We start from the raw sequence: 24,946 nt of genomic DNA, 5'->3' as shown, positions 1-24,946 counted from the left end.
GCGCTTCCGGCCCGACGCGCTTCCGGCCAGACGGGCTTCCGGCCGACGCGCGGGGTCTCCGCGTACCGGGCGGTTTCGATAGGCTGCGGGCGACCTGGGGAGGCGTCGATGTCCTGGCCGGACGGTGGACCCTGGGTGGTCGCCACGACCTCGTCGAGCCCGAGTTGGGCCGTGGTCACGGCCGCCCTCTGCGCGGCGTCGACGGCACGACCGGCGGTACTGCGGATCGTCCACGACGGTTCCGACGCCTCCGGTGCCCCGCCCATACCGTTGCCCGACAGCCTCGCCAGTTGTCTGGAAGTGCGCGCCGGTGCCGCCGACCCGATCGGGGTGGACGACCTCGTCGGGGTCGTCCGGGCGCTCTCCCGTACCCACGGGCTGGTCCTGGTGACCGGGGCACCCGGTCTCGCCGTACCGCTGGGTCGTGCCGGCTGGACTCTCGCGGACCTGGCCTGGGCGCTCGGCGCTCCGGTGGTGCTCGTCGTCGACCAGTTACCCGGTGCGGTCAACCACGCCACGCTGGCCCTCGACGTGCTCGCCGGACGCGACCTCACCGGTACGGTCGTCGCGGTCGGCGACGGTGACCAACTCGCCGGGCTGCCGATCGGGCTGGCCGGCCGGATCCCGGCGGACGCGGCCGACCGGCCGGAGGCGTTCCGGACGGCGGCCCCGGGCTGGCTCGACCCGCTGCTGCACGCCACCCGTCGCCCGGTCCGGACCACCGCCCCGCCGGCACCGCAGGCCGCACCGGTCCCCGCGCCGGCCGGCGACCCGCCGGAGCCGGCGGGTGCCGGGGCTGGAGAGTCGGCGGTCGACGGCTCGTCGAAGTCGGCGGGTGGCGTGGCTGGAGAGTCGGCGGTCGACGGCTCGTCGAAGTCGGCGGATGGCGTGGCGGCGGAGTCGGCGGTCGACAGCTCGCCGGAGTCGGCGGGTGGCGGGGCAGCGGAGTCGGCGGGTGACGGGGCGGCCGTCACCGATGCGGGAGGCGCGGCCGTTCCGGGGGACGAGCGGGGGAGGCCGAACCCCGTCGTGGCGGGACCGGCGGGTCACGGGGCGGTCCGGGTGCCCGCCCGCCGGACCTTCAGCGGCAAGCGGGTGCTGATCGCCCTGCTCCTGACCTTCCTGGCCTCGCTCCTGCTGCTCTGCGGCCTGACCCTGATCGCACCGACCGGTCCGGCGGTCGTCAGCGAATACCGGATCACCGAGCGGCGGGACGTGCCGGACGACCCGGTGCCGAGCGCCCGGCTCCGGATGCCGGTGCAGACCTCGATTCCGACCCCGACCCGGTCGCCGTCCATCGGCGTCTGCTCGCACAACACCAGCCCGGTGGCCGCGACCGTGCCGGACGCGGCGACCACGGCCCGGGTCGACGCCGCCTGGCTCCGCATCGAACGCTGGCTGGCCCGGCACGCCCCGCGCAGCCGGGCGAGCCTGCGCCCGCCCGCCGCGCCGGCCCGGATCTCCGCGCTCCAGACCCGGATGTCGGTCCCGTTCCCCGCCGACCTGGTCGCCTCGCTGCGCCGGCACGACGGGGCGAACGACTTCGACCTGCCACCCTTCTACCGACCGCTCTCGCTCGACCAGATCGCCGCCGACTGGGCGGTGAACTGCAAGGTCCGCAGCGACATGTCGATGGACGACGACTGGTGGCACCCGTCCTTCGTACCGTTCGCGTCGGCCGGCGACGGCGGGAGCCTGCTGGTCGACCAGCGGCCGGGCGGGCACGGCCGGGTCGGCGAGTTCTATCCCGAGGACGGCACCGGCTTCGACCGCTGGCCGGCGTCGGTCACCGAACTGCTGGCCGGCGTGGCGAGATCACTGGAGACCGGTGAGCCGTACGCCGGGCGCTACCGCCCGACCGTCGACGCCGAGGGCCGGCTCGACTGGACGATCGGATAGCGTCCGGCCGGGCGGCGCTTCCGCCGATCCATGCAGCGGCATCGGAGAGCGGCCGACGGCAGTCAGGAGCGGGTCGGGTCGGAGCCGCCCGCCTGCGGTGCGGCGGTCAGCAGGTGCCGGGCCACCAGTTCGACGGTCCCGGCGATGGCGACTGCCTCCACGGCGAGCAGCGCGACCAGGATGAGCAGTTGGGTGGCACCCGCCTGCACCGGGCCGGCACCGCCGAGCAGTACCCCGACGAACGCGCCGGGGAGCGTGACGAGTCCGACCGTACGGGTCTGGTCGAGGGCCGGCACCAGGGCCTGGCCGGCCGAGGTACGGCAGACCTCCAGCGCGGCGTCCCGGTCGGTGAAGCCGAGGGCGAGCCCCGCCTCGTACTCGCCGTGCCGGGTGCGCAACTCGTCCAGGGCGCGCCGGCCGGCCAGACTGGTCGCGGTCATCGCGCCCCCGATCAGGATCCCGGCCGTCGGCAGTACGGCCAGCGGGGTCGGCGGGACGGCACCGGTGCCGACGAGCAGGGTCAACGCCGGGGCGACGCCGAGCCCGATGGGGAGCAGGGTGAGCCAGCCGGTGCGTCCACCGGTGACCCGGCGGGCGGAGGTGCCGGCCGCGACCACGTACATCACGAGGACGAAGAGCAGCGTCGACCACCAGAAGCGCAGGACCAGCACGATGATCGCGGAGACCGCCGCGAGCTGGATCGCGGCCCGACCGGAGGCGGTCAGTACCGACCGGCCCGGACCGAGCCGGGCCCAGCCGACGACCCCGGCGCCGAGCAGTGCGAGCGCCGCCAGGACGGCGAAGAAGACCGGCCCGATCTCGATCGAAGTCTGATCCATCCCCGGATTGTGGCCACCGGGGCGGACCGCCGCATCCGGGTGGCCGGGGCGTCGGGTGGCGGTACTACGCCTGGCAGGGGCGGTTGTTGATCGTGCAGGCCGTCGGCTCGCCGTCGATCAGCGCACCGTCGACCCGGAAGCGCACCTGCACCGAGCCGCGTGCCGGTACCCGATTCGTCGCCCGGTCCGGGACGAAGGTCCAGGTCGCGCCCTCGCGGCTGGCCTCGGCGCCGTCCACCGCGCCGACGGACTGGGTCGCCCGGGGCAGGGTGATGACCAGCCGCCAGCCGCTGGCCGGACCGGGACCGGGATTGGTGATGGTCACCGAGGCGGTGTAGTTGAGCAGCGTGACGTCCTCGGTGGCGTAGCGGGCGGCCAGCACCGGCGGGGGCGTCGGAGAAGGGGAGGCGGACCGCTCCGGCCTGCTCCGGGGCTCGGCCCGGGGCGGAGTCGGTGCGGGCGGCAGCGGCGAGGACGCGGGCGGGGTCGCGCTGCCGCTGGCGCCGTCCGTCCCGTCCGGGTCCACCTCGATCTCGGCCGACGGCGGCGGCGCCACACCCAGCGGCGCGAACCGGTCCGGCGTCCGGAGCAGCGCGACGACGAAGAACCCGGTGCCGATGACCGCGACCAGCGCCGCGGCGACGATCAGGCTCACCGTCACCCGGTCGCCCCGGCCCACCGGCAGCAGCCGGGCCATCCGGCGGACCAGGGCGCGCAGCGCCGCCACCCCGGCGAGCAGCACGTCGAGGACGGCGACCGGCAGGGTACGCGCCGGACGTTGTCGAACTTTGCGCACGTGACTTCCCTTTCGCTGCACGGGTGGCGACGCCGTGCCGCCCCCGCCCGTCAGACCTGGGCCGAGCGGGTCAGAGCGCCCGCAGCCCGGCGAGCACAGCCTCCAGCAGATCCTCCGAGGGCGCGTCCAGCACAGGTGGCTCGTGGGTGTCGATCAGACCCGCGTCCAGCAGATCGCCGAGTAGCACCCGTACGGTGCCGACCGGCAGGTCGAGCGCGGCGGCGATCTCCGCGACCGAGAGCGGCCGGCGGCAACTGGTGAGGATCTCCGACTGTTCCGGCGTCAGCTCGGCGCGCTGCGGCACCGGCCAGCGGGCCACCACCAGAGAGATCAGATCGAACTGTCCCCGGATCGGCTGCGTCCTGCCCCGCGTCATCGCGTACGGGCGGACCACCGGCCCGGCGTCCTGGTCGTACCAGGCGTCGTCGTGCCGACCTCCTGCACCGGTGCGCACCGCGTGTCACCCCCCGGTCAGGTCATCGGCCGGTACCGGAAAGGTGGGCAGGTGCGAGTCCGCCCGGCCGGCCGCCAACGCCACCTCGTACGCCATCTCGTCGACGTCGGCGTCCCCGGCGAACCGCACGGCCAGGATCGCGCCGCCCCGGGTCGCGGCCACGAAGAGGAACGCGCGGTGCATCTGCACGATGACCTGCCGCACCCCACCGGGGCCGGAATACCGGGCGGCGGCCTGGGCCAGCGCCTGCAAACCGGCGACCACACTGGAGAGCTGGTCGGCGAGTTCGCCACCGACCCCCTGCGAGACCCCGAGCAGCAGCCCGTCGGGGGAGAGTGCCACGGCATGCTCGGCCGCCGAGACCCGGTCCACGAATTCGTCGAGTATCCGGACCAGGTTATCCGTCGTGACCACTGCGTGAGTCACCTGTCGTCCTCTCGCTGCTTTCGGGTTGGTCGGCGCCGGGTGCCGGGAGCGCTACCGGCAGCTCCATCGTCGCCGACCAGTCGGTTGCGGCACGCCGGACGGGCGCGCCGTTCGGAGCGGGGCCGGCGGCCCGACTCGGGGTGCCGACCGGGGTGTCCGGGTCCGGACGGCGTACCCGAACCGGCAGAGCCGGGGCCGCCCCGGGTCGGGGCGCACCAGTCGACTGTCCGACGACGACGCCGCTGTCGGTCGGCCGCCCCGAGGCGGTGGTGGTGCCCGGGGCAGGAGTCGGTTCGGGCTCGGATGTCTCGACCAGCAGAGTAGCCGGCACCAGCACGATCGCGGCCGTACCGCCCCGGGGCCCGGCCGTCAATTCGACGGTGACGCCGTGCCGGCGGGCGAGCCGGCCGACCACGTACATCCCGACGGCACCGTTGAGCGGCCCGGTGTTGGGCGTGTCCCTGATCAACTCGTTGACGGCGTCCAGCTCGGCCGGCCCCCGGCCCACGCCGTCGTCGCTGACGATGATCGCCCGACCGTCGTCGCGTACCTCACCGGCGATCCGGACCGTGGTGGTCGGGGCCGATCCGGAGAGCGCGGCCTCGATGACCTCGGCGAGCAGGTGGATCAGGTCGGGCAGGGCCCGCCCGGCGACCGAACCGGACCAGTTCGGCGCCACGAGTACCCGTGGATAGTCCGACACCTCCGCCACCGCGCCCCGGACGACGTCGACCAGCGGCACCGGTCGCCGCCAGCGCCGGCCGGGCGTACCGCCGGAGAGGCTGATCAACTGTTCCACGTTGCGCCGGATCCGGGTGGCGAGGTGGTCGAGCCGGAACAGCTCGGCCAGCTCCTCGGTGTCGGTCTCCCGCCGCTCCATCGCGTCGAGCAGACCGATCTGCCGGTGCAGCAGGCTCTGGTTCTCCCGGGTCAACCAGACGTTGACCTCCCTGGCCCGCTGGTGTGCGGCGAGCCGGGCCGAGATCTGCGCGGCCCGTTCGGCCACCCGCTCGGTCTCCGCCTGCCGACGTCCGGTCTGCGCCACCAGCTGTTCCCGCTGGCTGGCGAGCCGCTTGCGTTGGGCGGCCAGCTCGGCCGCCCGGTCGGTCAGCTTGGCGGCCCGGTCGGTCAGCTTGGCGGCCCGGTCCCGCTGGGCGGCCAGTTCCGTCGCCAGGTCGTCCCGGGCACCGGCCAGCGCGGCGTTCTCGCTGCCCAGCTCGTCGAGCCGGGCGACGACCCGCCGGGTGCCGCGCAGGGTCAGTACGGCGGCGGCGACGAGTACCACCAGACCGAGACCGCCGACCAGGCCGGCCCGGGCGGCCACCCCGGCCGCGCCCCGGGTTGCCCGGTCGACGCTGTCCCGGACCCCGACGGTGACCAGGGTCCGCAGCTCGGACAGGGCCGGTTCGGTCGCCGCCTGCCAGCGGGCGGGCTGGACCGGCGGGCTACCGCCGTCCCAGTCGGCCTCCAGCAGTTCCGTCTCGGCGGCGTGCAGGGTCGCGAAGACCGGACCGGTGACCAGTCGCTCGTAGCCGGCCCGCCCCGCCTCGGGCAGTCCGGCCCCCGCCTCGGCCCGGACGAACCGGGCCACCGCGACGAGGTCGACCAGTCGGGCGTGCTCCGCCTCGGTCAGCCGGGGCGAGGCGAGCGCCCCGGCCACCAGAGCGTCCTCCCGGGAGAGCAGCTCGGCGGCGCGGGAGAGCGCGAGGAGGGTACGGGTCTCCTCGATCAGGTCGCTGCGCCGGCTGGCCCACTGCGAGCCGTACACGGCGAAGCCGGCGTCGATGATGCTGCCGTACGACGCGGCGGCGCTGGCCCGGTCCACCCGGCCGCCGTCGACGTCGTCGCGGAGCGGCCGGAGGTCGTCCAGCCGCCGGACCAGTTCCGCCGCCCGCTCCCGGACCCCGCCAACAGTGATCAGCCGGAGATCCGTTCCCCCGGTGAACCGCCGCAGCGCCCCGACCGCCGCGTCGGTGCGGCTGCGCTGTTCGAGCAGGGCGGCCCGGTGCCGCCCCGGTGCCGCCAGCTCGACCATGCTGAGCCGGCGTTCCGCCTGGAGGGCCAGGATGAGCGCGTCGGTCGGCTGGCCGAGCTGGCTGCCGAGGGTACGGACCGCGAGCAGGTCCATCGCGTCCCGGGCGGTCAGGAAGGTGGCGTAACCCCAGAGCACGGTCAGCACGACCAGCAGGGCGGCGGCCTTGACCATGATCCGACTCGGCGTCGGCGCTGGCGGCGCTGGCGTTGGCGTTGGCGGCGCTACGGATGGTGGCTCGGGCGCCCCGGCCCCGCCGCGTCCGACCGTCCCAGCCTCGCCGCGCGCAGGCCCCGGTCCGGGGTCGGGCTTGCCGTCGGGTACCTGCCGCTCCGCCGGCCGAGGCCGGTTACCCGGGTGCTCCACCGGCCGTACCCTGTTGCCCGGCTGTTCTCCCGGCCGATTCGGGTCTGCCGGTCGTGCCACCGGTGGGGGCCGCTTGCCGCGCTGTTCCGGCGGCCGCGACCCGCTGCCCGGCTGTTCCGGTGGTCGTGGCCTGTTGCCCGGCTGTTCTGCTGGTCGTGGCCTGCTGCCCGGTTGTTCCGGTGGTCGTGGCCTGCCGCTCGGCTGTTCTGCTGGCCGTGGCCTGCCGGCTGGCTGTTCTGCTGGTCGTGGCCTGCTGCCCGGTTGTTCCGGTGGTCGTGGCCTGCCGCTCGGATGCTCGGTGGGGCGCGGCCGGTCGGGGTGCTGTTCTGCCGGCCGTGGCCGGTCGGCCGGCTGGTCCGCCGGACCCGACCGGTCGACCGGACCGTTCACCGGCGCGGCGTCGGCGGGGGTAGGGAGCGCGCCCCCTCGCCGGAGCCCGGAGCCGAGCGCCGCTACCCGGCGCGCCGCCCCCTTCACCGTGCCGTCCGCTGTGGCCAGGGCGAGCCGGCCGGTCGACCGCCGGAGCGCTCCTCGACGATGGTGCGCAGCCTGGCCAGCAGCTCGCCACGGTTGGCGCAGTTCAGCCGCTGACGCATCCGGGCCACGTGATGTTCGACGGTCTTCGCCGAGATGAACAAACGGTCGCCGATCTGCTTGTACGTCAGGCCGCTGAGTACCAGCTCGGCGACCTCCCGCTCGCGCTCGCTGAGCCGGTTCTCCACCGGTACGGCGATCGCGTCCGCCACCTGGGCGGCTCCGGTACCCGTGGGCCGGGTCCCGCCCTTCGCCCCGGCCGGTCGGCCCTGGAGCATCCGCGCACAGTCCAGCAGGGTGGTCATCGCCTTCCGGTCGGAGGTGCGGATGGCGGCCTGACCGGCGAGCCGGGCGCCGTCCCAGCAGAGGCCGATGCCGTGCAGGCCCCGGGCGGCGGCCTCCACCCGGACCGGGTCGACGACGCCGCGCAGCACCTCGACCCAGCTCTGCCCGGCGGCGGCCACCACGGAGGCGTACCGGGTGTGGCCGGTGGCGGCGGCCAGCGCGGCGACGTGCTCGTCCGCCACCGCCGGCCGGTCGGCCAGGATCGCGGCGTGCAGGCAGCTCCAGTGCAGCGGAGTCGTCCACAGTGCTGGGTTGCCGAGCCGGGCGAGCAGGTCCCGGGCCTCGCCGAGATAGGGGGCGAGCCGGTCGAGTTCGCCGAGCCGGGCGGCGGCGATGGCGAACTCGCCGAGAGGCAGCAGGGTGAACAGGTCCACCGGGTGGCGTACCACCGCCTCCCGGGCGCGTTCCCAGCCGCGTTGCAGGGCCGGCAGGTCGCTGTTGCGGCGGGCGGTGCCGAGTTCCAGCGCGGCGGCGAAGATCAGGTCGCGGGACTCCAGCGGTACCGGGCCGGTGGCGACCGTCGCCAACTGCGCGGCGGCCTCGGTGGCTCGGCCCCGGACCATCAGCAGCCAGGCCTGGAGCAGCCGGTGCCGGCGGGCGGTCAACGTCGCGCCGAGCCCGGCGGCGACGGCCCGGTCCAGGGCGCGCTCGCCGATGTCCAGCTCACCGCAGTGCAGCGCCACCAGGGCGGCCAGCGCCGCCGGGGTCTCCGGCAGCAGGACCGACCGGCCGGCCGGTTCGAGCAGCGCGGACGCCTGCACCAGGGTGGAGAGCGCGGCGGTCGGCGGGCCGGAGAGGGTCTCCTTCAACCCCCGGGCCATCAGCAGTGCCGCGCTGGCGAGCAGCGTCGGCGGACCGTCGGCGGGCGGATCGGCGAGGATCCGGTCGAGCTGGTCGACCCGGCCGGTGCCGGCCGCGCCGAGAGCCGCGAACGCCAGCGACGACGGGGTGCCGGACCAGCGGTACAGCTCGACCGCGCGGTCGGTGTGCCCCCGGTGCACCAGCGCGGTCGCGGCGACCGCCGCCCCGTCGGCCCGGTCCGGCGAGTCCGGGGTGGCGATCAGCCGGTCGGCGAGCCGCAGCGCGGAGTCGAGGTCGGCGGAGAGCGCCGCCGCCATCGCCCGGCGGGCCGCGACGGGCCGCCCGGCGGCTCCGGCGACCGCGAAGAGCCGGGCCGCCAGCGCCGGGTCGTCGCCGAGCGCCTCGTCACCGGCGGCCTCCGCGACGCCGGGCGGGCAACTGCCGCCGAAACCGCCGTCGAGCATCGACCGGACCAGCGGGAGCACCCGCCCGCCGCGCTGTAGCTGCAACTCGGCCAGGCGCTGCCAGACCGCCGCCCGCTGGCTCGCCGGGCTGAGCGCGGCGATGGCGCGCCGGACGATCGGGGCGAGCCGGTCGTCCGGCCCGAGCAGCCCGGCGGCGCGGGCCGCCGCCAGCAACTCGTCCAGCTCGTCGGGCTGCCGGGAGAGCAGCGCGCCGAGCAGGTCGGTGGGGAGTGCCGGGCCGGCCGCCATCGCGAGCAGCAGCCGGCGTACCTCGATGTCGAGGCTCTCCAGCTCGGGCGCGAACTGGAGCAGCACCGAGCGGGGCACCTCCAGGGTCGGCGTCGGGCGCTCGGCACCGGTGGGCGGCCGCTCCGCGCGGGTGGGCCGGCGGTCGGCCGGGCGCAGCGCCCGGGCCAGCCACTCGACGAACCGGGGTACGCCACCGGTCTGCTCCTGCACCAGCCGGGCGACCCCCGGCGGCACCGTCGACCCGTACGTGGTGCCGAGGTAGGCCGCGGTGCGCGCCTCGGTGAACGGGCCGGGCAGCACCGGCGGACCGCCCCGGTGCAGTACCTCGGCCAGCTCGGTCAGGCCGGCGGGGCGGGGCCAGGGCCGGAACGCGACCGCCAGCCGGGCCCGGCCGGTCTCGGCCAGCCGGCGCAGCTCGGCCAGGGCGGCGGCGTCGAGCAGGTGGGCGTCGTCGACGAGTACGACGCAGTCGGGGTCGCCGGCACCGGCCAGCTCCCGCCAGGAGTCCAGCACGGGTACGCCGGCCTGCCGGTAACCGCGACGCAGCCGGGCGAGTACGGCCGTCTTGCCGTGCCCGCCGGCCGCCTGTACGGCGGTGCAGAGCGGGGCCTGCGGGTCGGCGTCGACCCGGTTGAGGAAGGCGGTGGTCTGCTCGTCGAGTACGAGTGGGGTTTCGGTGTCGGTGCGCAGCATCACGTCGTCCTCACCGAGCCCACCCGTCCGGACAGTGTTCGCATCGGCAGTTCCAGCGGGGTGATCCGGATCGGTGGCCGGGGCGGCAGCGGGGGCCGTTCCTCGTCGTACCGGGCGGGTTCGCGGCCGTCGCCGGAGCGGCCGCGTTGCCGGCGGGCCGGTGGTTCGCCGCGCCGGGCGCCGGGTCGGGGCGGGCGCATCACCGGCGGGCGCGGCGGCGGCCGGTTGCCCCGCTGCCGGTCCAGGAGCTGGCAGCCGGCCACCGCCGCACCGGCCGCGACGGTGAGCTGCGGGTCGGCCTCGACCTCGACGGGTACCGGAAACCGGGCCGCGAGCAGTTCCCGCACCAGCGGGATCCGGGCCGAGCCGCCGGCCAGCAGGACCCCGTCGAGCTGGTGCGGTGCCAGGCCGCAGGACCGGACCGTGCGGGTCAGCTCGTCCACGGTCAGCGTGACGGCGGGCCGGATCAGGTCTTCGAACTCGGTCCGGCTCACCGGCACCCGGGTCTGCCGGTCGGGGAGCCGGACCAGCACGTCGGCGGTGTCGGCGACGGTCAGTTCGGCCTTGGCCCGGCGGCACTCCCGGCGCAGGCCGAGCAGGGCGTGCCGGACCAGCGGGTCGGTCGGGTCGGCGAGTTCCTTGGCGAGGCTGGTGCGGACGTGCTCGACCAGCGCCTCGTCGAAGTCGGCTCCGGCGGGCGGTTCGGCGTCGGCCACCCCGCCGCGCAGGTCGAAGCCGAGCGGCTGGGCCCGGTCGACGACGGCGGTGGAGTAGGTCTGCCCGCCGAGGGTGTAGACGGCGAGGGTACGGCCGGAGAAGCCGTGTGCGGCGTGGCTGGCGGCGGCGAGGACCGGTGCGGGCAGCAGGGAGACGTCGGCGAGACCGACGTCCCAGAGCGCCTCGCCGAGCAGGTGTCGTCGGTAGTCGCCCCAGCCGGCCGGGTGGCTGAGCACGATCCACTCCGGACGCTCGCGCTCCTGGTCGACGACCCGCTCGACCACCCACATCGCGAGCATGGCGGTGAGCGCCTGCGCCGAGCACGCCTCGCCGCCGACCAGCAGCGGTACGCCGTCGCCGATCCGGTTGCCGAAGTCGCGGGCGACCCAGCCGCTGTCGACGGGACCGTCGTACTCGTCGGGGTCGGCGACGGTGATCGACCGGTTGGTCGACATCAGCAGGACGGACGGCACGGTGTGCCCGGCCGGCCCGAGCCGGACGGGTTCGGGGGGATCCCAGTTGCTGCCCCGGAGCCGGGCGACAGCGGCAGCCGTGGCGGTGCTGCCGATATCGATTCCGAGGACGTAGGGCATCCGACCATTCCTTCACCGCGAGTCATGACCCCGGGACGGCGCGTACCGTTTCGTGGCCTCACCGGGGACGACCCCGGGCGGCTGGGATCGCCCGGTGGGCCGTTAGGGAGTCATCTTTTCGTACCAGAGATCTATCCGCCATCGGGACCCTAACTCTGCCGGAACGCATCCCCTATGCCCCTAACGCAGATCTAAGGCGCGGCCCTAGCGAACCGGCCGGGCAACCCCGGCGTCGTCCCCGATGTCCGGCGCGGCCGATTCCGTCTAGCGTCTGCTTCAGACATCCGGCGGCGGTGCAACGCAGCGCGCCGCCGCCGGAGGCTCCACCCCCGCACCACCTGTGCCACACCCCCGCACCACCTGCGCCACCTCAGACGGGTCCGCTCCCACCGGACGCGGATCCGTCGCCGCCACGACACCGCTCCGGACCCGCGCCGGGCGGCGACCGCACCGAGGAGACCGGCACATGGGCTCGCCCCAGACACTGCACGACTTCGTGCTGAACCTGCTGACCAACCCGGACGCCCGGTCGGCCTTCGAGATCGACCCGGAGGGGACGCTGCGCGACGCCGGACTGGCGGACATCAGCGTCGCGGACGTCCAGGACGTGGTGCCGCTGGTGGTGGACTACGCGCCGGTGCAGGGCCTCACCTCGTTGGCGCCGGTCGGCGAGGACGTGGGCCTCGGTCAGTTCCAGCTCGACCCGGGCGGTGTCATCGGCCAACTCCAGAGCGTGGCCACGCAGCTCGGTGTCTCCACGCACTCGTCGGGTTCGGACGTCAGCGCGGCGACGCTGGGTGCGATCAGCGTCGCGCCGGGTGCGCTCGGCGGTGTCCTGCCGGGGCTCGGCACCGACCAGCTCTCCGACCCGCTGGGTCTGGTCGACCCGCTGGTGCCGACCGGTGAGGACGTCGCCGACACCCTCGACTCCGAGGTGGTGGAGCCGGTGCTCACCGACACCACCGGCGTGGTCGGCACCCCCGAGGGCCTGCCCGGAAACGCCGTGGACGGCGGCCAGATCGGCCTGGTCGACTTCGCCGGTGACACCGTGCGGGGCACGCTGGACGACGTCACCGGGCTCGTCGACTCGCTCGGCGTCACCGGCACGGTTGGCGGGGTGACGGACACCGTCGGCGGCGTGACCGACACCGTCACCGGGGTCGGCGACGCACTCGACCTCGAACCACTCGGCTCCACCGGCACGCCGGTGCTCGACGACACCACCTCGACGGTGTCCGACCTGACCGGCAGCCTCGGCAACACGCTCAGTGACACCACCTCCGGTGTCATTGGTGACAGCGGCACCGCCGGAGAAGTAGACGCCTCCACCTCCGGCGGCCTCCTGGGAATCACGGACGACCTTCTCTGAGCGCGGGAAGTCCGTGAGGCCCACCGAAGGCCGGACCGTGGTCCCACGGTCCGGCCTTCGGTCCTCTTGATAATTCCGGCGCAACCGGCACACTTGGTGCGGTGATGGCGCCCAGTTGGCTTGACGTACTCGACGAGATCGTGCGGGTTTCCGGCGCGCACGGTCGGGGCGACCTGATCTCCTGGCTTCGGCGTCGACGAGCCCAGTTGCTGGACCCGAGGCTGCGGGTGCTGATCGTGGGCGAACCCAAGCAGGGCAAGAGCCAGCTCGTCAACGCCCTGCTCAACGCCTCGGTCTGCCCGGTCGGAGACGGGATCAGCACCACCATCCCGACCGTGGTCGGGCACGCCGAGGCGCCGACCGCCGCGCTGGTCTGGAGCCCCCCGCAGGCACCGGAGCAGCTGGGGCGGCCGGTGGACGGCTCCGATCCGCAGCACCCCGCCGGCCGGCGACGAGACGCCCCACCGGGGCCACCGGAGCGGACCGGTCCGGCCGGCCAGCCCCTGCCGGGTGCGCGCCCCGGCACGGCGGTGCCCGGCCCGGCGCAGCGGATCGCCGTACCGATCGAGCAGATCGTGGCGCGGATCAGCGGCCGCAGCGGCGGGATCGGCGACGTACCGGCCGGCTCGGCGGACGGCGGTGGGCGTACTGTCGGCGGCGGCGGGACGCTGCGGCGACGCCCGGGCGGTGGGCTGGAGCACGCCGAGATCGGCATTCCCCGGGCGCTGCTCGCCTCCGGGCTCGTCCTCGTCGACACGCCGGGGGTGGACGGCACGGACCCGGGTCGGGCGATCAGTCCGGCCGCCACCCCGAACCAGGCCGACCTGGTGCTGCTGGTCTCGGACGTGACCCGGGAACTCTCGGTCGCCGAGCTGAACCTGCTGCTGCACATCGCGCAGTCGCACGCCAACCTGGCCGTGGTGCAGAGCAAGATCGACCTGGTGCCGCACTGGCGTACGGTGGTCGAGCGCAACCGGCAGCACCTGGCCGACGCGGGCGTACCGGCGGCGCTGATCCCGGTCTCCGCGACGCTGCGCCTACAGGCGGCCCGGAGCAACGACAAGCAGCTCAACGCCGAGTCCCACTTCCCGGAACTGCTCAACCGGATCAAGCGCGACCAGGCCGGCAAGGCCGACGCGCTGGCCCGGGCGGCGGTGGCGCACAGCGCCCGGACCGTACTCGAACAGCTCGCGGCGCCGCTCCGCGCCGAACTCGCGGTCGCGAAGGAAATCGACGTCGAGCGGTCCGGCCCGATCACGAAGCTGCACGCGGCCCAGCGCGAGGTGGACGAGTTGCGCCGCTGCTCGGTGCGCTGGCAGAACACCCTGAACGACGAGATGGCGGACCTGATCTCCGACGTCGAGTACGACCTGCGCGACCGTACCCGGCAGATCCTGCGCAAGGTGGACGAGGCGTTCGACAAGGCCGACCCGCTGACCGGCTGGGACACCTTCCAGGAGTGGCTGACCGAGAACCTCACCGACGCGGCGGAGGCGAACTACGCCTGGCTGGCCGAGCGCTGCGGCTGGATCGCCAACCGGGTCGCCAGCCAGTTCGACCGGTACGGCTTCGACGCACTGCCGAGCTGGTCGGTACGGGTACCGGAGAACCTCAGCGACCGGATCCAGATCATGGAGCAGCCGACGGTGGAGAAGTTCACCCGGACCCAGAAGCTCGTCACCGGCCTGCGCGGCTCGTACGGCGGTGTGTTGATGTTCGGCCTGGCCACCACGCTGGCCGGGATGCCGCTGATCAACCCGATCTCGCTCGGCGCCGGCGCGCTCTTCGGCGGCAAGAGCGTCCGCGACGAGGGAAAGTCGCTGCTCAAACGCCGGCAGGCGGCGGTCAAGACGGCGACCCAGCGGCACGTCGACGACTTCTTCCTCCGGCTGAGCAAGGACTGCAAGGACACCGCCCGACAGGTGCAGCGGATGCTCCGGGACCACTTCACCGCGCTGACCGAGGAGTTGCAGGAGGGCATCGTGCGGTCGTTCCGGACCGCGAAGCAGGCGGCCGAGGCCGACGCGGCCGAGCGTGACCAGCGGCAGCGCCGGATCGCGCTGGAGATGAAACGCCTCGCCGACCTCTACGAGAAGGCGCAGGCGCTGGCCGGCGCGCAGTCCCTCGGCGCCGCGCGCACCAACCTGGAGTCCGGGTCCGTCAGCCCGAACGGGGGTGGGCTCGGGTGAGCCGGGTGGGTCGGCTGGACGAGGCGGCCTGGGGGTTGGTGCACGAGGCGCTGGAGGTCTACGGCAACGACCCCCGGGCGGTGGAGCAGTTGCACCGGCAGTTCGCCCGGTTCGAGGAGCCGCTGCGGATCGCCGTCGCCGGGCCCTGGCGGTCCGGCAAGTCGACGCTGGTCAACGCCGTGATGGGTGAGGCGGTCGCACCGGTCGAGGTGGCCGACGGCCGCCAGGTCTTCACCTGGTACGAGGACGGGCCGGAACCCCGGGTCACCGCGTACCCGGCCGGGGGCGCGCCCCGGGACCTCGCGGTGACCCGTACCGCCAGCGGGATGCGGGTCGACCTCGGCGGCGGGCGGTGGGACCAGGTCGACGACATCGTGGTGCAGTGGCCGACCCGGGCGCTGCGGCACGCCGTACTGATCGACACTCCGGCGGTCAGCCACCGGCCCGACGATCGGACGGCCGGCGAGGATGCCGGGGGCGGGCGGGGGCGGCTGGCGCTCGCGGCGGGGCCGACCGCCGGTGGGGACGCCGAACTGGTCGGCGGTGCCGGTGGCGGCGCGGCCACCGTGCAGCGGATCGTGCACGAGGCCGACGCGGTGCTCTATCTGAGCCGGGACGGCAGCGGGGACGACCTGCGGCCGTTCCAGGCGGCGCAGCCGGGCTCGGTGGCCCGGGCCGCGCCGGTGAACGTACTCCTGGTGCTGTCCAGGGTGGACGAACTCGGCGGCGGCCGGGTCGACGCGCTGCTCACCGCCCGGCAGCTCGCCCGCCGGCACCGCCGCGACCCGAGGGTCAACGCCCACTGCCTCAGCGTGGTCGCGCTCGGCGGGCTCGTCGCGCTCGCCGGCCGGATGCTGAGCGAGTCCGAGTACGCCGCGCTGGCCGCGCTGGCCGGGCTGCCCCGGGCGGAGACGGACCGGCTGCTGCTCTCCACCGACCGCTTCCTGGCCGCCGAATTCCCGATCCCGCTCGACGTGGAGATCCGGCGCCGGCTGCTCGACCGGCTCGGCATCTTCGGGGTACGCCTGTCGACCACGCTGGTCCGGACCGGCTCGGACAGCCGGGCCCGGCTCGCCGCCGAGCTGGTCCGGCGCAGCGGCCTGACCGAGCTGCGCGAGTCGATGGCCCGGTACTTCGTCGACCGCGCCCCGGTGCTGAAGGCCCGGGCGGTGCTGATGGCGCTGGAGTCGCTGCTCCGGGCCGAACCCCGGCCGGGCGCCGCCGAGCTGCTGGCCCGGCTGGAACAGGTACTGGCCGGCGCGCACGAGTTCCGCGAGCTGCGGCTCTCGGCCGCGCTGCTCGGCGGGCAGCTCCGGTTCGACCCGGAGCTGGCCGCCGAGGCCAACCGGCTGATCGGCGGGGACGGGGCGAGCCTGGCGGCCCGGCTCGGCGTCGAACACGACGTCACCGGAGACGAGCTGTGGGCGCGCGGCTCGGCGGCGGTACGCCGCTGGCAGGAGCTGGCCGAGGACCCGCTGCGCGGCGTCGACCAGCGGCGCGCCGCCCGGGTCGTGGTACGCAGCTGCGAGGGGATGCTCGCCGAGATCTCCTGACCTCCGGCCAGTGCCCGGAGACCGCGCGTCGTCGCACGCCCGACCCCCGGGATCATCCGCTACGGGTTCGTCATCGCCTGTCAGCCTGGCGGAGCATCGCGTCGGTCTCGGGGTCGGGCATGATCTCCCGGACCTCTTGGGCACAGCGGCAGGCGGCGGCGATCTTGGCAGCCCAGGTCAGCGCCTCTTCGTGTGCGGCCACGTCGACGACCACGAACCCGCCGACGACCGCCTTGGTCTCCGGGTAAGGCCCGTTGGTGACCGTCCCGTCCGTGGCCACGATGCTCGCCGGCTGCCGCTCCAGTCCGCCGCCGAACACGAACACGCCGGCGTTCACGGCCTCCTGCATCACCGCGTGCGCGGCCTTGCCCACGTCGGGCATCTCCCCGGCGGGGATGTGGTCCATCGCGCCGTCGTCGAACGAGATCAGGTATCGGGTCATCCCAGAACTCCCTTGTTCCGGCGGCCTCCTCCGGCCACCGTCACCTGTGCTACGAACGACCCGTCCCGAAACCGACGCCCTGCCAGAAAATTTCTCCACGGGACTTCCGTCGTTCGACGCTAAGAACCCTGGGTGACCTCGGTGACGAAGGCCCGCCATGCGGCTGGTGCGAAGGCGAGTACGGGGCCGGTGGTGTCCTTGCTGTCGCGTACGGCGACGATGCCGGGCAGGTTGCGGGCGACCTCGATGCAGTTCCCGCCGTTGGGGCTGCTGCGCGTGCTCTTGCGCCATTGGGCGCCGGTCAGGTTCATTTGCCGTCCCATCCCTGGCTACGGACGGTGTGTGACCTCGGTGACGAAGGCCCGCCATGCGGTCGGTGCGAAGGCGAGTACGGGGCCGGTGGTGTCCTTGCTGTCGCGTACGGCGACGATGCCGGGGAGGTTGCGGGCGACCTCGACGCAGTCTCCGCCGTTAGTGCTGCTGCGCGTGCTTTTCCGCCACTCGGGGCCGGTCAGGTTCATAACTGTTCCATCCTTGCCTACGGGCGGTGTGTGACCTCGTTGACGAAGGTCCGCCATGCGGCTGGTGCGAAGGCGAGTACGGGGCCGGTGGTGTCCTTGCTGTCGCGTACGGCGACGATGCCGGGGAGGTTGCGGGCGACCTCGACACAGTCTCCGCCGTTGGGACTGCTGCGCGTGCTCTTGCGCCACTCGGCTGCGGTCAGGTTCATTGCCGTCCCATCCCTGGCTACGGGCGGTGTGCGATCTCGTTGACGAAGGTCCGCCATGCGGTCGGTGCGAAGGCGAGTACGGGGCCGGTGGTGTCCTTGCTGTCGCGTACGGCGACGATGCCGGGGAGGTTGCGGGCGACCTCGACGCAGTTCCCGCCGTTAGTGCTGCTGCGCGTGCTCTTGCGCCATTGGGCGCTAGTCAGGTTCATAGCTGTTCCATCACTTCCGTGATCAACTCGGTCGACTGCGGGACCGCTAGTGCACCGCCTCGGATCGCATCCCAGGCGCGGCGTAACTGCAACACGTCGGCGGCCCGCTCGACCACCTGCCCGTGCAACTGGTTGTCCAGGTAGCCCACGTCGGCGTTGGTCGGGAGGGTCGCCACCACGAACGGCCCACCGAGTCCAGGGTACGACCCGACGTTGGCAGGTACTACCTGGATCTGCACCAGGGGAGTAGTCCCCAGCTTGAGTAGGTGGGCCAACTGCTCGCGCATCACCTCGCGTCCGCCGATGACCCGGCGGAGCACAGACTCGTCGATGATCGCAATGACCTGGGGTGGATCGTCGCGGTTGAGGATGGATTGCCGGTCGAGTCGCTCAGTAACCTTCTGCTGCACCTGTTCGGCGGTGAACAACGCGCCGCTGAGCAGCGCGTGTGCGTACGCCTTGGTTTGGAACAGGCCGGGTAGCACGGCGTTTTCGAAGGAGCGCAGGGCGACTGCTTCGCGCTCGTGGTCGATCCACTCGCGCAGCCAGGTCGGCGCGCCGAGTTTGGCGACGAGGCGTTCGTAGACCCCGCCGGTCTTCAGGGCACGGTCGGCACCGGCGATCGAGTCCATCGTCAGGGCGCGGGTCCGGTTCTCGACGGCACTGACGTGGGATGCGGAGAAGTTCGCCAACCGGCCGAACGCCTCCTGGGTCATCTTGGCCGCCTGCCTGCCCTGGCGGATCTCGACAACGATGAAGGCGGCCAGTGGTTCCGGTACTTCGATCATCAGAATTCCCCAGGATGTAGATCAATTATTCACGGCTATTCAATGGCATTCAGGCGTCTGAGAGATTGGCCAGCGCTATCCATAGACGCACGCCATCTTCCCAGCGTAGGGGCTATGCGTCCAGGGTGGAACCGAACATTTCCGCGCGGTCCTCGGGCTGTCGCGGTGACGTGAAAAGTCCGACCGATGTGGTGGTGGCGGAATGGCCAACCAGCACGTCGGCTCCGGCACATTCCACCGTCGGATTTCTCTTCGGAAGGCAGGGCAGCATGAGAATCGGTCGCGGGACGAAGCCGTATCACCGCCGGAACTGGCGTCGGCTCTGGCGGTACTGCCGGTGTGGCCTCCGCTGGCGGTGTCCGGACTCGGTCGACCTGGTGCCGATGCCGTACGCGCCGGTGGTGCCGCCGTTGACCGGCGCGACCTACCGGGCCGCTCGTCGTGCCGAGGCCCGGGGGCCGTCGTCCCAAGACGTGCCGGCCCCGCCGATCCGTTACCGGGGGGACAACCGCCGCCCGGCCCGGGACGCGCCGAGCCGCTTACATCCGCGCAACGGGCGCACGGGCGTGCTGGAGCCGGGACGAGTCACGCGTGCCCGGCACGGTACGCGGGTGTGACAGGTGATCGGGCCGCAGGAACGCTGGTACCGGGCTGCACGACGGATGCGGCGGCGGTACCCGACCGGCCGGCACCTGCCGGCGCCGGCGTACCGCTGCCGGACCTGTGCCGACCCGTGGCCGTGTGCGCCGGCCCGGTTGGCGCTGCTGATCGGTTTCCGGGGTGACCGGGTGGGACTGCTGATGTACCTGGCCGCGCACCTCGTCCGGGCGCTGGAAGCGCTGCCCGACACGCATCCGGCGCTGGTCACCGGCCAGATCCTCTACTGGGTCCCGCGCCGTCGCTGACCGCTCCGCTCCGTGACCCGACCGGCCCGCTCCCGGTTCGCCACCTTCCCTTGGGCGGCGAACCGGGGCGGGCCACACCGCCTACGACCGGAATGCGGTCACATCCGGTCCGGGGTGGCGATGCCGAGCAGGTGCAGGCCCTGCCGGAGTACCCGGGCGGTCAGGTCGCAGAGGACCAGCCGGCTCTCCCGGACGGCCGGCTCGGCGCGGAGTATCGGGCAGTGCTCGAAGAAGCCGCTGAACGCGACCGCGACCGCGTGGAGGTGACCGGCGAGGCGGTGGAACTCCAGGGTCCGGTCCACGGCGTCGACGACCGCGCCGAAGTCCAGCAGTTCGAGCGCGAGCGCCCGCTCGGCCGGCTCGACCACCCTGACCGGTACGCCCTCCGGTGCCGCCCGGCCGGCCCGCCGGAAGATGGAGCGGATCCGCGCGTGCGCGTACTGGAGGTAGGGGGCGGTGTTGCCGGAGAGCCCGAGCATCCGGTCCCAGTCGAAGACGTAGTCCCGGGTCCGGTCGCTGGCCAGGTCGGCGTACTTCACCGCGCCGATGCCGATCGCCCGGGCCAGTTCGAGCACCGCGTCCGGAGTCAGGTCGGGGTTCTTCTGCCGGACCAGCGCCGCCGCCCGGTCGACGGCCTCGTCGAGCAGTTCGACCAGCTTCACCGAGTCGCCGGCCCGGCTGGCCAGCTTCCGGCCGTCCTGACCGAGGACCAGCCCGAAGCCGACGTGTTCGGCCCGGGCCGGTGGCCGCAGCCAGCCCGCCTGCCGGGCGACCGCGTAGACCATCTCGAAGTGCTGCCGCTGCGGCAGCCCGACGACGTAGAGCAGCCGGGTGGCGCCGAGTTCCCGGGTCCGGTACCGGAGCGCGGCGAGGTCGGTGGCGGCGTAGCCGTACCCGCCGTCCCGCTTGCGCACGATGAGCGGCACCGGCTCGCCGTCCCGGCCGGGGAAGCCGGGCGGGAAGGCGCAGGCCGCGTCGCCGCTGTCGACGAGTAGGCCGAGCCGGTCCAGTTCGTCGGTGACCGGGCCGAGCATCGGGTTGTAGTGGCTCTCGCCGACGAAGTCCGCCCGGGTCAGCAGCACGTCGAGCCGGTCGTAGACGCCCAGGAAGTACGACTCCGACTCCTCGACCAGCAGCCGCCACAGCCGCAGCGTCGCCTCGTCCCCGCCCTGTAGCGCCACCACCCGCTCGCGGGCCCGCCGCCGGAACGCCTCGTCGGCGTCGAACTTGACCCGCGCTCCCTTGTAGAACGAGTCCAGGTCGCCGATCGACAACTCGGCGACGGCGGTGGACTCGCCGAGGTCGAGCAGGTGCTCGATCAGCATCCCGAACGGGGTACCCCAGTCGCCGAGGTGGTTGGCCCGGACGACCCGGTGCCCGAGCCACTCCAGCAGCCGGACGACGGCGTCACCGATGATGGTCGACCGGAGGTGCCCGACGTGCATCTCCTTGGCCACGTTCGGCGCCGAGTAGTCCACCACCACCGTCTCCGGGGTGGTCACGGTCGGCACGCCGAGCCGGGGGTCGGCGGCCATCCTCGACAGCAGCGCGCCGAGCAGGTCGTCCGCGACCGTGAGGTTGACGAATCCGGGACCGGAGACCGTCACCGACGAGCACAGGCCGACGAGTGCGGCGTGCTCGACCACCTCGGCGGCGATCTCCCGGGGCGGCCGGCCGAGCCGGCGGGCCAGCGGCAGCGCCGCCTCCGCCTGGAAGTCGGCGTGCCGGGAACGCCGGACCGCCGGGTCCACCGGGCCGCCGGCCAGCGCCGCGAACGACGGCGCCAGCCGGTCGGTGAGCAGCCTTTCGAGATTCATCCAGGTACGCCTCTCTGGCTCCGGTCCGCGTGGCGGACGGGACGGAGCGGACTGATCGGCGTACGGGGATACCGGCGGATCGGTCCGCCGGCAGTGATCAGGTGGTCAGCTCAGGCGGCCTCGGCGGGCTCGGGAACGAGCCACCGGACGCCGTCGGCCCACGGTCGGGGCGGACCCGGACGCGGGCACCACCCGACCGGGAAGGTCGGGGTACGCGCTACCGGCGGAACTGGCCACGGATCCAGGCTAACCGGATCGGCGCCGTGGGCGTACCCGATATCCGGGCCACCGACCCGGGGCCCGTCGCCCGTCGCCGTCGTGGCCCGGTCAGCCGATGTTGTTGCGCAGCGGGATGTCGCGGATCGTCGACCAGGTCAGCGCCAGGCAGGTGACGAAGGAGGCCAGCCCGACGGCGACCGCCAGCGCCAGCGACCCGGGTGGGTTCGACTCCAGGATCCGGCCGACCACCGGCAGCCCGAAGTCGGCGCCGATCATGGCCTGGGTGAGCAGGATCAGCCCGGCACCCACCGGGATGCCGATCAGCAGGCCGCCGGCCTCCCACCGGTAGTAGGCGGCACCGATGAACGCCCCGCCGGCCAGCCAGACCAGGAACTCCAGGGCGTACTCCAGGAAGACCAGGTGCAGTTGGGTCGGCTCGCCGAACAGGTGGGTCCGGTCCAGCGCCTGCTCCCAGCCGGCGAGCGAGTAGACCCCGGTCTCGATCAGGTAGCCGACCACCAGCAGGGCGGAGAGGAACGGGGCCAGCAGGGTCACCGTGACGGCCGCGTGTACGCCGAACCGGCGTCGGGTCTGCCCGTGCGCCACGTACAGCGGCAGGAACTCGCGGATGAGCGCGATGCCGACGAAGAGCACGTACCAGCGCGGCAACACCGCGGCCTTCTCCCAGGCACTTGCGGTCACCCGGCCGAAGACGGCGATGCCCAGCACGATCACCGCGACCACGGCGAGGAAGCCTGCCCAGAGCATCGAGGCGTGCACCATGGTGCTGGCCAGCAGGCGGCTGGGGAATCTCATCGGGGCCCTCCGGTCAGGTGCACGAACAGGTCCTGCATGGCGATGGGTTCGAGTTCCAGCCCGGCTTCGGCGGCGGCGCGGCGTTGGGTCTCGTCCAGTTCGCCGTAGACCATCGCCGACTTGGTCGGCCCGAGTTCCCGGCTGCCGAGCACGGTCAGTCCGGCGGTGAAGGTGTCGACCTGCCCGGCGGGTCCGGTGACGGCGCTGCCCCGGGCGAGCAGGCTCTCGGTCTCCTCGTGCACCACCAGCCGGCCCCGGTCGATGATGACGACCTCCTCCAGGAGCGGGGCGACCTCCTCGATCAGGTGCGCGGAGAGGACGATGGTGCGCGGATGCCGCATGTAGTCGGCGAGCAGCGCCTCGTAGAAGGCGTACCGGGATGGGACGTCCATGCCGAGGTACGACTCGTCGAAGATGGTCAGCGGAGCCCGGCTGGCCAGCCCGACGACGACGCCCAGTGCCGAGCGCTGCCCCCTGGACATCTCGCCGACCCGCGCCTTCGGCTTCAGTGCGAACCGGTCGAGCAGGCTGCGGGCGTACTCGCCGTCCCAGGTGGGGCGGAGCCACTCGGCGAAATAGATCGCGTCCGCCACGGTGCCGATCCGGGTCGTCTCACCGCCGTCCCGGATCATGACGATCTGCCGGGTGACGGCGGCGTTCTCGAAGACGGGCCGGCCGTCGATCCGGACCCGGCCGGCGGACTCCCGGCGGAAGGCGGCCAGCACGGAGAGCAGACTCGTCTTGCCCGAGCCGCTGCGGCCGAGCAGCCCGTAGATCTTCCCGCCGGCCAGGCTGAAGGTGAGACCGTCCAGCGCGGTGGTGTCGCCGTAGCGCAGCACCAGCTCCTCGACGTCGATCCTCATCGCCCGTCCCGCTCCTCGATGCGGCGGATCACGTCGCGCAGCGGGATGCCGATCGCCCTGGCCTCGGCGATCATCGGTTCGACCACGTCTGCGAAGAACCCTTCGCGGCGCTGGGCCCGGAGCGTGTCCCGGGCGTCGGGGCTGACGAACATGCCGATACCTCGCTTCTTGTAGAGGACGCCCTCCTCGACCAGTTGTTGGAAGGCCTTGGCGGCGGTCGCGGGGTTGATCCGATAGAAGGCGGCGTACTGGTTGGTCGACATGACCTGGTCGTCGGCCTTCAGCGTGCCGCTGAGCACGTCGGCCTTGATCCGGCTGGCGATCTGGCGGTAGATCGGGCTCCGGTCGTCGAACATGTCAACCTGCTTCTTGGGTTCTTTACTTTACCGAAGAACCATAGAAGTCCTCGGTCGTCGCCGTCAACGCCGGTGAACCGACGGCGGGAAAAATCCGTAATCCGCTGGCAGTGGCCCGGTCTGCTGAGCGGGCGACTGGCGTCCCCGGTGCCCCGGCACGGGTACGCCGACCGATGGGAGGAAGCCAGCATGTCCGGAACCGGCCACAGTGGAGCCGACACCGGTGACCTCGGCCCGGGCCGCGCCGCCGTTCCGGGTGCCGATCCGGGTGCCGTTCCCGGTGTCGATCCGGGCGCCGGCTCGAACCGTCCGGCGGCCGTTCCCGCCCGCCCGTCGGGCCGGTCCCCGGCGGCCGGAGCACGCCGGTTGGTCGGGCCGGTCGCGGTCGCGGCGGCGCTCGCCGTACTGGTGGCGGCGGTCCTGGTGGCGGTGCGGCTGACCGAACAGGCCGAACCGTCCACTCCGGACGTCGCCACCGCCGACCTCGCCGGAGCACCTGTCGTCGCCATCACCGCCACCGCCACGCCCACGGTCACCGGGGTCACCCCGACGCCGCGCCGGGGCACGCCGACGCCGAAGCCGCGTACGTCGATCCGGCCGGCCGTACCGGCGGGTCCGGCGCGCACCTCCGACAAGAAGGGGGTGGCGGTCTGGAACTTCCCCGGCGTCAGCCCGGCGCTGGCGAACTCGAAGGCGAGCTGGTACTACACCTGGGCCAGTCACCACCAGGGGGTCGAGACGCCCCGGGGCGCGGAGTTCGTACCGATGATCTGGGGTCGGGACAACGTCGACAGCGGCACCCTCGCCCAGGCGAAGGCGGCCGGGCCGTACCTGCTGGGGTTCAACGAGCCGGACATGGCCGGCCAGGCGGACATGAGCGTGGACGAGGCGCTGCGGCTCTGGCCCAGGTTGCAGGCGACCGGTGCCACCCTGGGCAGCCCGGCGGTCGCCTTCGGCGGGGCCACCCCCGGCGGCTGGCTCGACCGGTTCATCTCCGGCGCCAGGTCGCGCGGCTACCGGGTCGACTTCATCGCCCTGCACTGGTACGGGGGAGACTTCGTCACCGCGAACGCGGTGAACCAGCTCAGGCAGTATCTCCAGGCGGTGTACCAGCGTTACCGGTTGCCGATCTGGCTCACCGAGTTCGCCCTGATCGACTTCTCCAACGGCGGTACCCGGTTCCCCGGCGAGCAGCAGCAGGCCGCGTTCCTGACCGCCGCCACCAGGATGCTCGGCGGGCTCTCCTACCTGCACCGGTACGCCTGGTTCGGGCTGCCCGCCACCGACCGGGACCGCACCGGGCTGTTCCGCGGCGGCGACCAGCCGACGGCCGTGGGCCGGGCGTTCCAGGCCGCCGGCTGAACCCGGGCTCTGTTGCCGGACAACCTCGCCGGCAGGTCCGCATCGCCGGCGAACCGCTCGACGGTACGGCCGGCGAGCAGCCGGCCCGCCTTTCAGCGCTGCTCCGAAACGCCTTGAGGG

General features: G+C 73.5%; 23 protein-coding genes. 6 read left to right on the top strand and 17 right to left on the bottom strand.

Annotated elements, in window-relative coordinates; translation table 11 throughout:
- Positions 1–108: 108 nt before the first annotated feature.
- Complete coding sequence (locus C6361_RS13960; protein WP_107268017.1) at positions 109–1,899, top strand: SMI1/KNR4 family protein; 1,791 nt, start codon at positions 109–111, stop codon at positions 1,897–1,899.
- 62 nt (positions 1,900–1,961) lie between these two features.
- Here the strand turns inward: C6361_RS13960 and C6361_RS13955 are convergent, their stop codons facing one another.
- The 7 genes from C6361_RS13955 to C6361_RS13925 form a co-directional block, all read right to left on the bottom strand.
- A complete protein-coding gene (locus tag C6361_RS13955; RefSeq protein ID WP_107268016.1) occupies positions 1,962–2,738 on the bottom strand; it encodes an ABC transporter permease in 777 nt (258 codons plus the stop codon).
- Between the two features lie 64 nt (positions 2,739–2,802).
- Positions 2,803–3,534: a cellulose binding domain-containing protein gene (locus tag C6361_RS13950; protein WP_159079323.1), complete on the bottom strand. Its 732-nt coding sequence runs from the start codon at positions 3,532–3,534 to the stop codon at positions 2,803–2,805.
- A gap of 70 nt (positions 3,535–3,604) precedes the next feature.
- The gene (locus tag C6361_RS13945; protein ID WP_304598537.1) at positions 3,605–3,988 is read right to left on the bottom strand and encodes a DUF742 domain-containing protein; all 384 of its coding nucleotides are present in this window, start codon (positions 3,986–3,988) and stop codon (positions 3,605–3,607) included.
- Between the two features lie 6 nt (positions 3,989–3,994).
- On the bottom strand, positions 3,995–4,402 hold the full coding sequence (locus tag C6361_RS13940) for a roadblock/LC7 domain-containing protein (protein WP_234359483.1): 408 nt from the start codon (positions 4,400–4,402) through the stop codon (positions 3,995–3,997).
- On the bottom strand, positions 4,386–6,620 hold the full coding sequence (locus tag C6361_RS13935) for a nitrate- and nitrite sensing domain-containing protein (RefSeq protein ID WP_107268015.1): 2,235 nt from the start codon (positions 6,618–6,620) through the stop codon (positions 4,386–4,388). Before C6361_RS13935 ends, C6361_RS13940 begins: the two co-directional genes overlap by 17 nt.
- Positions 6,621–7,285: 665 nt before the next feature.
- Positions 7,286–9,898: a helix-turn-helix transcriptional regulator gene (locus C6361_RS13930; protein WP_107270937.1), complete on the bottom strand. Its 2,613-nt coding sequence runs from the start codon at positions 9,896–9,898 to the stop codon at positions 7,286–7,288.
- Entirely contained in the window at positions 9,898–11,208 is a 1,311-nt protein-coding gene (locus C6361_RS13925) for an Hsp70 family protein (RefSeq protein ID WP_107268014.1), read from the bottom strand. The genes C6361_RS13930 and C6361_RS13925 overlap by 1 nt, the downstream gene beginning before the upstream one ends.
- 466 nt (positions 11,209–11,674) lie before the next feature.
- Between C6361_RS13925 and C6361_RS13920 the strand changes: the two genes are divergently transcribed.
- The 3 genes from C6361_RS13920 to C6361_RS13910 all read left to right on the top strand — a co-directional run bounded on the left by C6361_RS13920 (position 11,675) and on the right by C6361_RS13910 (position 16,319).
- Positions 11,675–12,577: an IniB N-terminal domain-containing protein gene (locus C6361_RS13920; RefSeq protein WP_107268013.1), complete on the top strand. Its 903-nt coding sequence runs from the start codon at positions 11,675–11,677 to the stop codon at positions 12,575–12,577.
- A 104-nt stretch (positions 12,578–12,681) separates the two neighbouring features.
- Entirely contained in the window at positions 12,682–14,766 is a 2,085-nt protein-coding gene (locus tag C6361_RS13915) for a GTPase (RefSeq protein ID WP_107268012.1), read from the top strand.
- Complete coding sequence (locus C6361_RS13910; protein ID WP_107268011.1) at positions 14,763–16,319, top strand: hypothetical protein; 1,557 nt, start codon at positions 14,763–14,765, stop codon at positions 16,317–16,319. Before C6361_RS13915 ends, C6361_RS13910 begins: the two co-directional genes overlap by 4 nt.
- A 70-nt stretch (positions 16,320–16,389) precedes the next feature.
- Here the strand turns inward: C6361_RS13910 and C6361_RS13905 are convergent, their stop codons facing one another.
- From C6361_RS13905 to C6361_RS13880, 6 genes are all read right to left on the bottom strand, one after another.
- Positions 16,390–16,761 carry a YciI family protein gene (locus C6361_RS13905; protein WP_107268010.1) on the bottom strand — a complete coding sequence of 124 codons (372 nt, stop codon included), beginning with the start codon at positions 16,759–16,761 and terminating at the stop codon, positions 16,390–16,392.
- A gap of 119 nt (positions 16,762–16,880) precedes the next feature.
- Positions 16,881–17,072: a DUF397 domain-containing protein gene (locus tag C6361_RS13900; RefSeq protein WP_107268009.1), complete on the bottom strand. Its 192-nt coding sequence runs from the start codon at positions 17,070–17,072 to the stop codon at positions 16,881–16,883.
- An 18-nt stretch (positions 17,073–17,090) separates the two neighbouring features.
- Entirely contained in the window at positions 17,091–17,282 is a 192-nt protein-coding gene (locus tag C6361_RS13895) for a DUF397 domain-containing protein (RefSeq protein WP_107258019.1), read from the bottom strand.
- A 17-nt stretch (positions 17,283–17,299) separates the two neighbouring features.
- Entirely contained in the window at positions 17,300–17,491 is a 192-nt protein-coding gene (locus tag C6361_RS13890) for a DUF397 domain-containing protein (RefSeq protein ID WP_107268008.1), read from the bottom strand.
- A gap of 17 nt (positions 17,492–17,508) precedes the next feature.
- Positions 17,509–17,700, bottom strand: a complete 192-nt coding sequence (locus C6361_RS13885) for a DUF397 domain-containing protein (protein WP_107268007.1) — start codon at positions 17,698–17,700, stop codon at positions 17,509–17,511.
- Positions 17,697–18,488: a helix-turn-helix transcriptional regulator gene (locus C6361_RS13880; protein ID WP_107268006.1), complete on the bottom strand. Its 792-nt coding sequence runs from the start codon at positions 18,486–18,488 to the stop codon at positions 17,697–17,699. Before C6361_RS13880 ends, C6361_RS13885 begins: the two co-directional genes overlap by 4 nt.
- A 662-nt stretch (positions 18,489–19,150) precedes the next feature.
- Here C6361_RS13880 and C6361_RS13870 point away from each other — a divergent pair.
- Complete coding sequence (locus C6361_RS13870; protein ID WP_107258024.1) at positions 19,151–19,393, top strand: flavin reductase; 243 nt, start codon at positions 19,151–19,153, stop codon at positions 19,391–19,393.
- 98 nt (positions 19,394–19,491) lie between these two features.
- On the opposite strand, the gene argS is transcribed toward C6361_RS13870, so the two are convergent.
- The 4 genes from argS to C6361_RS13850 all read right to left on the bottom strand — a co-directional run bounded on the left by argS (position 19,492) and on the right by C6361_RS13850 (position 23,464).
- The gene (gene argS, locus C6361_RS13865) at positions 19,492–21,210 is read right to left on the bottom strand and encodes an arginine--tRNA ligase (RefSeq protein ID WP_107268004.1); all 1,719 of its coding nucleotides are present in this window, start codon (positions 21,208–21,210) and stop codon (positions 19,492–19,494) included.
- Positions 21,211–21,537: 327 nt separating this feature from the next.
- Positions 21,538–22,245: a hypothetical protein gene (locus tag C6361_RS13860; RefSeq protein WP_107258026.1), complete on the bottom strand. Its 708-nt coding sequence runs from the start codon at positions 22,243–22,245 to the stop codon at positions 21,538–21,540.
- The gene (locus C6361_RS13855) at positions 22,242–23,108 is read right to left on the bottom strand and encodes an ATP-binding cassette domain-containing protein (protein ID WP_107268003.1); all 867 of its coding nucleotides are present in this window, start codon (positions 23,106–23,108) and stop codon (positions 22,242–22,244) included. The genes C6361_RS13860 and C6361_RS13855 overlap by 4 nt, the downstream gene beginning before the upstream one ends.
- Positions 23,105–23,464, bottom strand: a complete 360-nt coding sequence (locus C6361_RS13850) for a GntR family transcriptional regulator (RefSeq protein WP_107258028.1) — start codon at positions 23,462–23,464, stop codon at positions 23,105–23,107. The genes C6361_RS13855 and C6361_RS13850 overlap by 4 nt, the downstream gene beginning before the upstream one ends.
- Before the next feature lie 189 nt (positions 23,465–23,653).
- Here C6361_RS13850 and C6361_RS13845 point away from each other — a divergent pair, with 189 nt between their 5' ends.
- Positions 23,654–24,826 (top strand): glycoside hydrolase family protein, encoded by a 1,173-nt coding sequence (locus tag C6361_RS13845; protein ID WP_107268002.1) that lies wholly within the window; start codon positions 23,654–23,656, stop codon positions 24,824–24,826.
- The last annotated feature ends 120 nt before the right edge of the window (positions 24,827–24,946 follow it).

The sequence above is a fragment of the Plantactinospora sp. BC1 genome (assembly GCF_003030345.1).
GTDB lineage: Bacteria > Actinomycetota > Actinomycetes > Mycobacteriales > Micromonosporaceae > Plantactinospora.
Note: the sequence above shows the minus strand (reverse complement) of the source record. Positions and strands in the feature narration are given on the sequence as shown.

What these genes read in the sequence shown, in the direction of transcription:
- C6361_RS13960 (WP_107268017.1), top strand. Translation starts at nt 109, where the DNA reads ATGTCCTGGCCGGACGGTGGACCCTGGGTGGTCGCCACGACCTCGTCG.
- C6361_RS13955 (WP_107268016.1), bottom strand. Translation starts at nt 2,738, where the DNA reads ATGGATCAGACTTCGATCGAGATCGGGCCGGTCTTCTTCGCCGTCCTG.
- C6361_RS13935 (WP_107268015.1), bottom strand. Translation starts at nt 6,620, where the DNA reads ATGGTCAAGGCCGCCGCCCTGCTGGTCGTGCTGACCGTGCTCTGGGGT.
- C6361_RS13930 (WP_107270937.1), bottom strand. Translation starts at nt 9,898, where the DNA reads ATGCTGCGCACCGACACCGAAACCCCACTCGTACTCGACGAGCAGACC.
- C6361_RS13925 (WP_107268014.1), bottom strand. Translation starts at nt 11,208, where the DNA reads ATGCCCTACGTCCTCGGAATCGATATCGGCAGCACCGCCACGGCTGCC.
- C6361_RS13920 (WP_107268013.1), top strand. Translation starts at nt 11,675, where the DNA reads ATGGGCTCGCCCCAGACACTGCACGACTTCGTGCTGAACCTGCTGACC.
- C6361_RS13915 (WP_107268012.1), top strand. Translation starts at nt 12,682, where the DNA reads ATGGCGCCCAGTTGGCTTGACGTACTCGACGAGATCGTGCGGGTTTCC.
- C6361_RS13905 (WP_107268010.1), bottom strand. Translation starts at nt 16,761, where the DNA reads ATGACCCGATACCTGATCTCGTTCGACGACGGCGCGATGGACCACATC.
- C6361_RS13900 (WP_107268009.1), bottom strand. Translation starts at nt 17,072, where the DNA reads ATGAACCTGACCGGCGCCCAATGGCGCAAGAGCACGCGCAGCAGCCCC.
- C6361_RS13895 (WP_107258019.1), bottom strand. Translation starts at nt 17,282, where the DNA reads ATGAACCTGACCGGCCCCGAGTGGCGGAAAAGCACGCGCAGCAGCACT.
- C6361_RS13890 (WP_107268008.1), bottom strand. Translation starts at nt 17,491, where the DNA reads ATGAACCTGACCGCAGCCGAGTGGCGCAAGAGCACGCGCAGCAGTCCC.
- C6361_RS13885 (WP_107268007.1), bottom strand. Translation starts at nt 17,700, where the DNA reads ATGAACCTGACTAGCGCCCAATGGCGCAAGAGCACGCGCAGCAGCACT.
- C6361_RS13880 (WP_107268006.1), bottom strand. Translation starts at nt 18,488, where the DNA reads ATGATCGAAGTACCGGAACCACTGGCCGCCTTCATCGTTGTCGAGATC.
- C6361_RS13870 (WP_107258024.1), top strand. Translation starts at nt 19,151, where the DNA reads ATGCGGCGGCGGTACCCGACCGGCCGGCACCTGCCGGCGCCGGCGTAC.
- argS (WP_107268004.1), bottom strand. Translation starts at nt 21,210, where the DNA reads ATGAATCTCGAAAGGCTGCTCACCGACCGGCTGGCGCCGTCGTTCGCG.
- C6361_RS13860 (WP_107258026.1), bottom strand. Translation starts at nt 22,245, where the DNA reads ATGAGATTCCCCAGCCGCCTGCTGGCCAGCACCATGGTGCACGCCTCG.
- C6361_RS13855 (WP_107268003.1), bottom strand. Translation starts at nt 23,108, where the DNA reads ATGAGGATCGACGTCGAGGAGCTGGTGCTGCGCTACGGCGACACCACC.
- C6361_RS13850 (WP_107258028.1), bottom strand. Translation starts at nt 23,464, where the DNA reads ATGTTCGACGACCGGAGCCCGATCTACCGCCAGATCGCCAGCCGGATC.
- C6361_RS13845 (WP_107268002.1), top strand. Translation starts at nt 23,654, where the DNA reads ATGTCCGGAACCGGCCACAGTGGAGCCGACACCGGTGACCTCGGCCCG.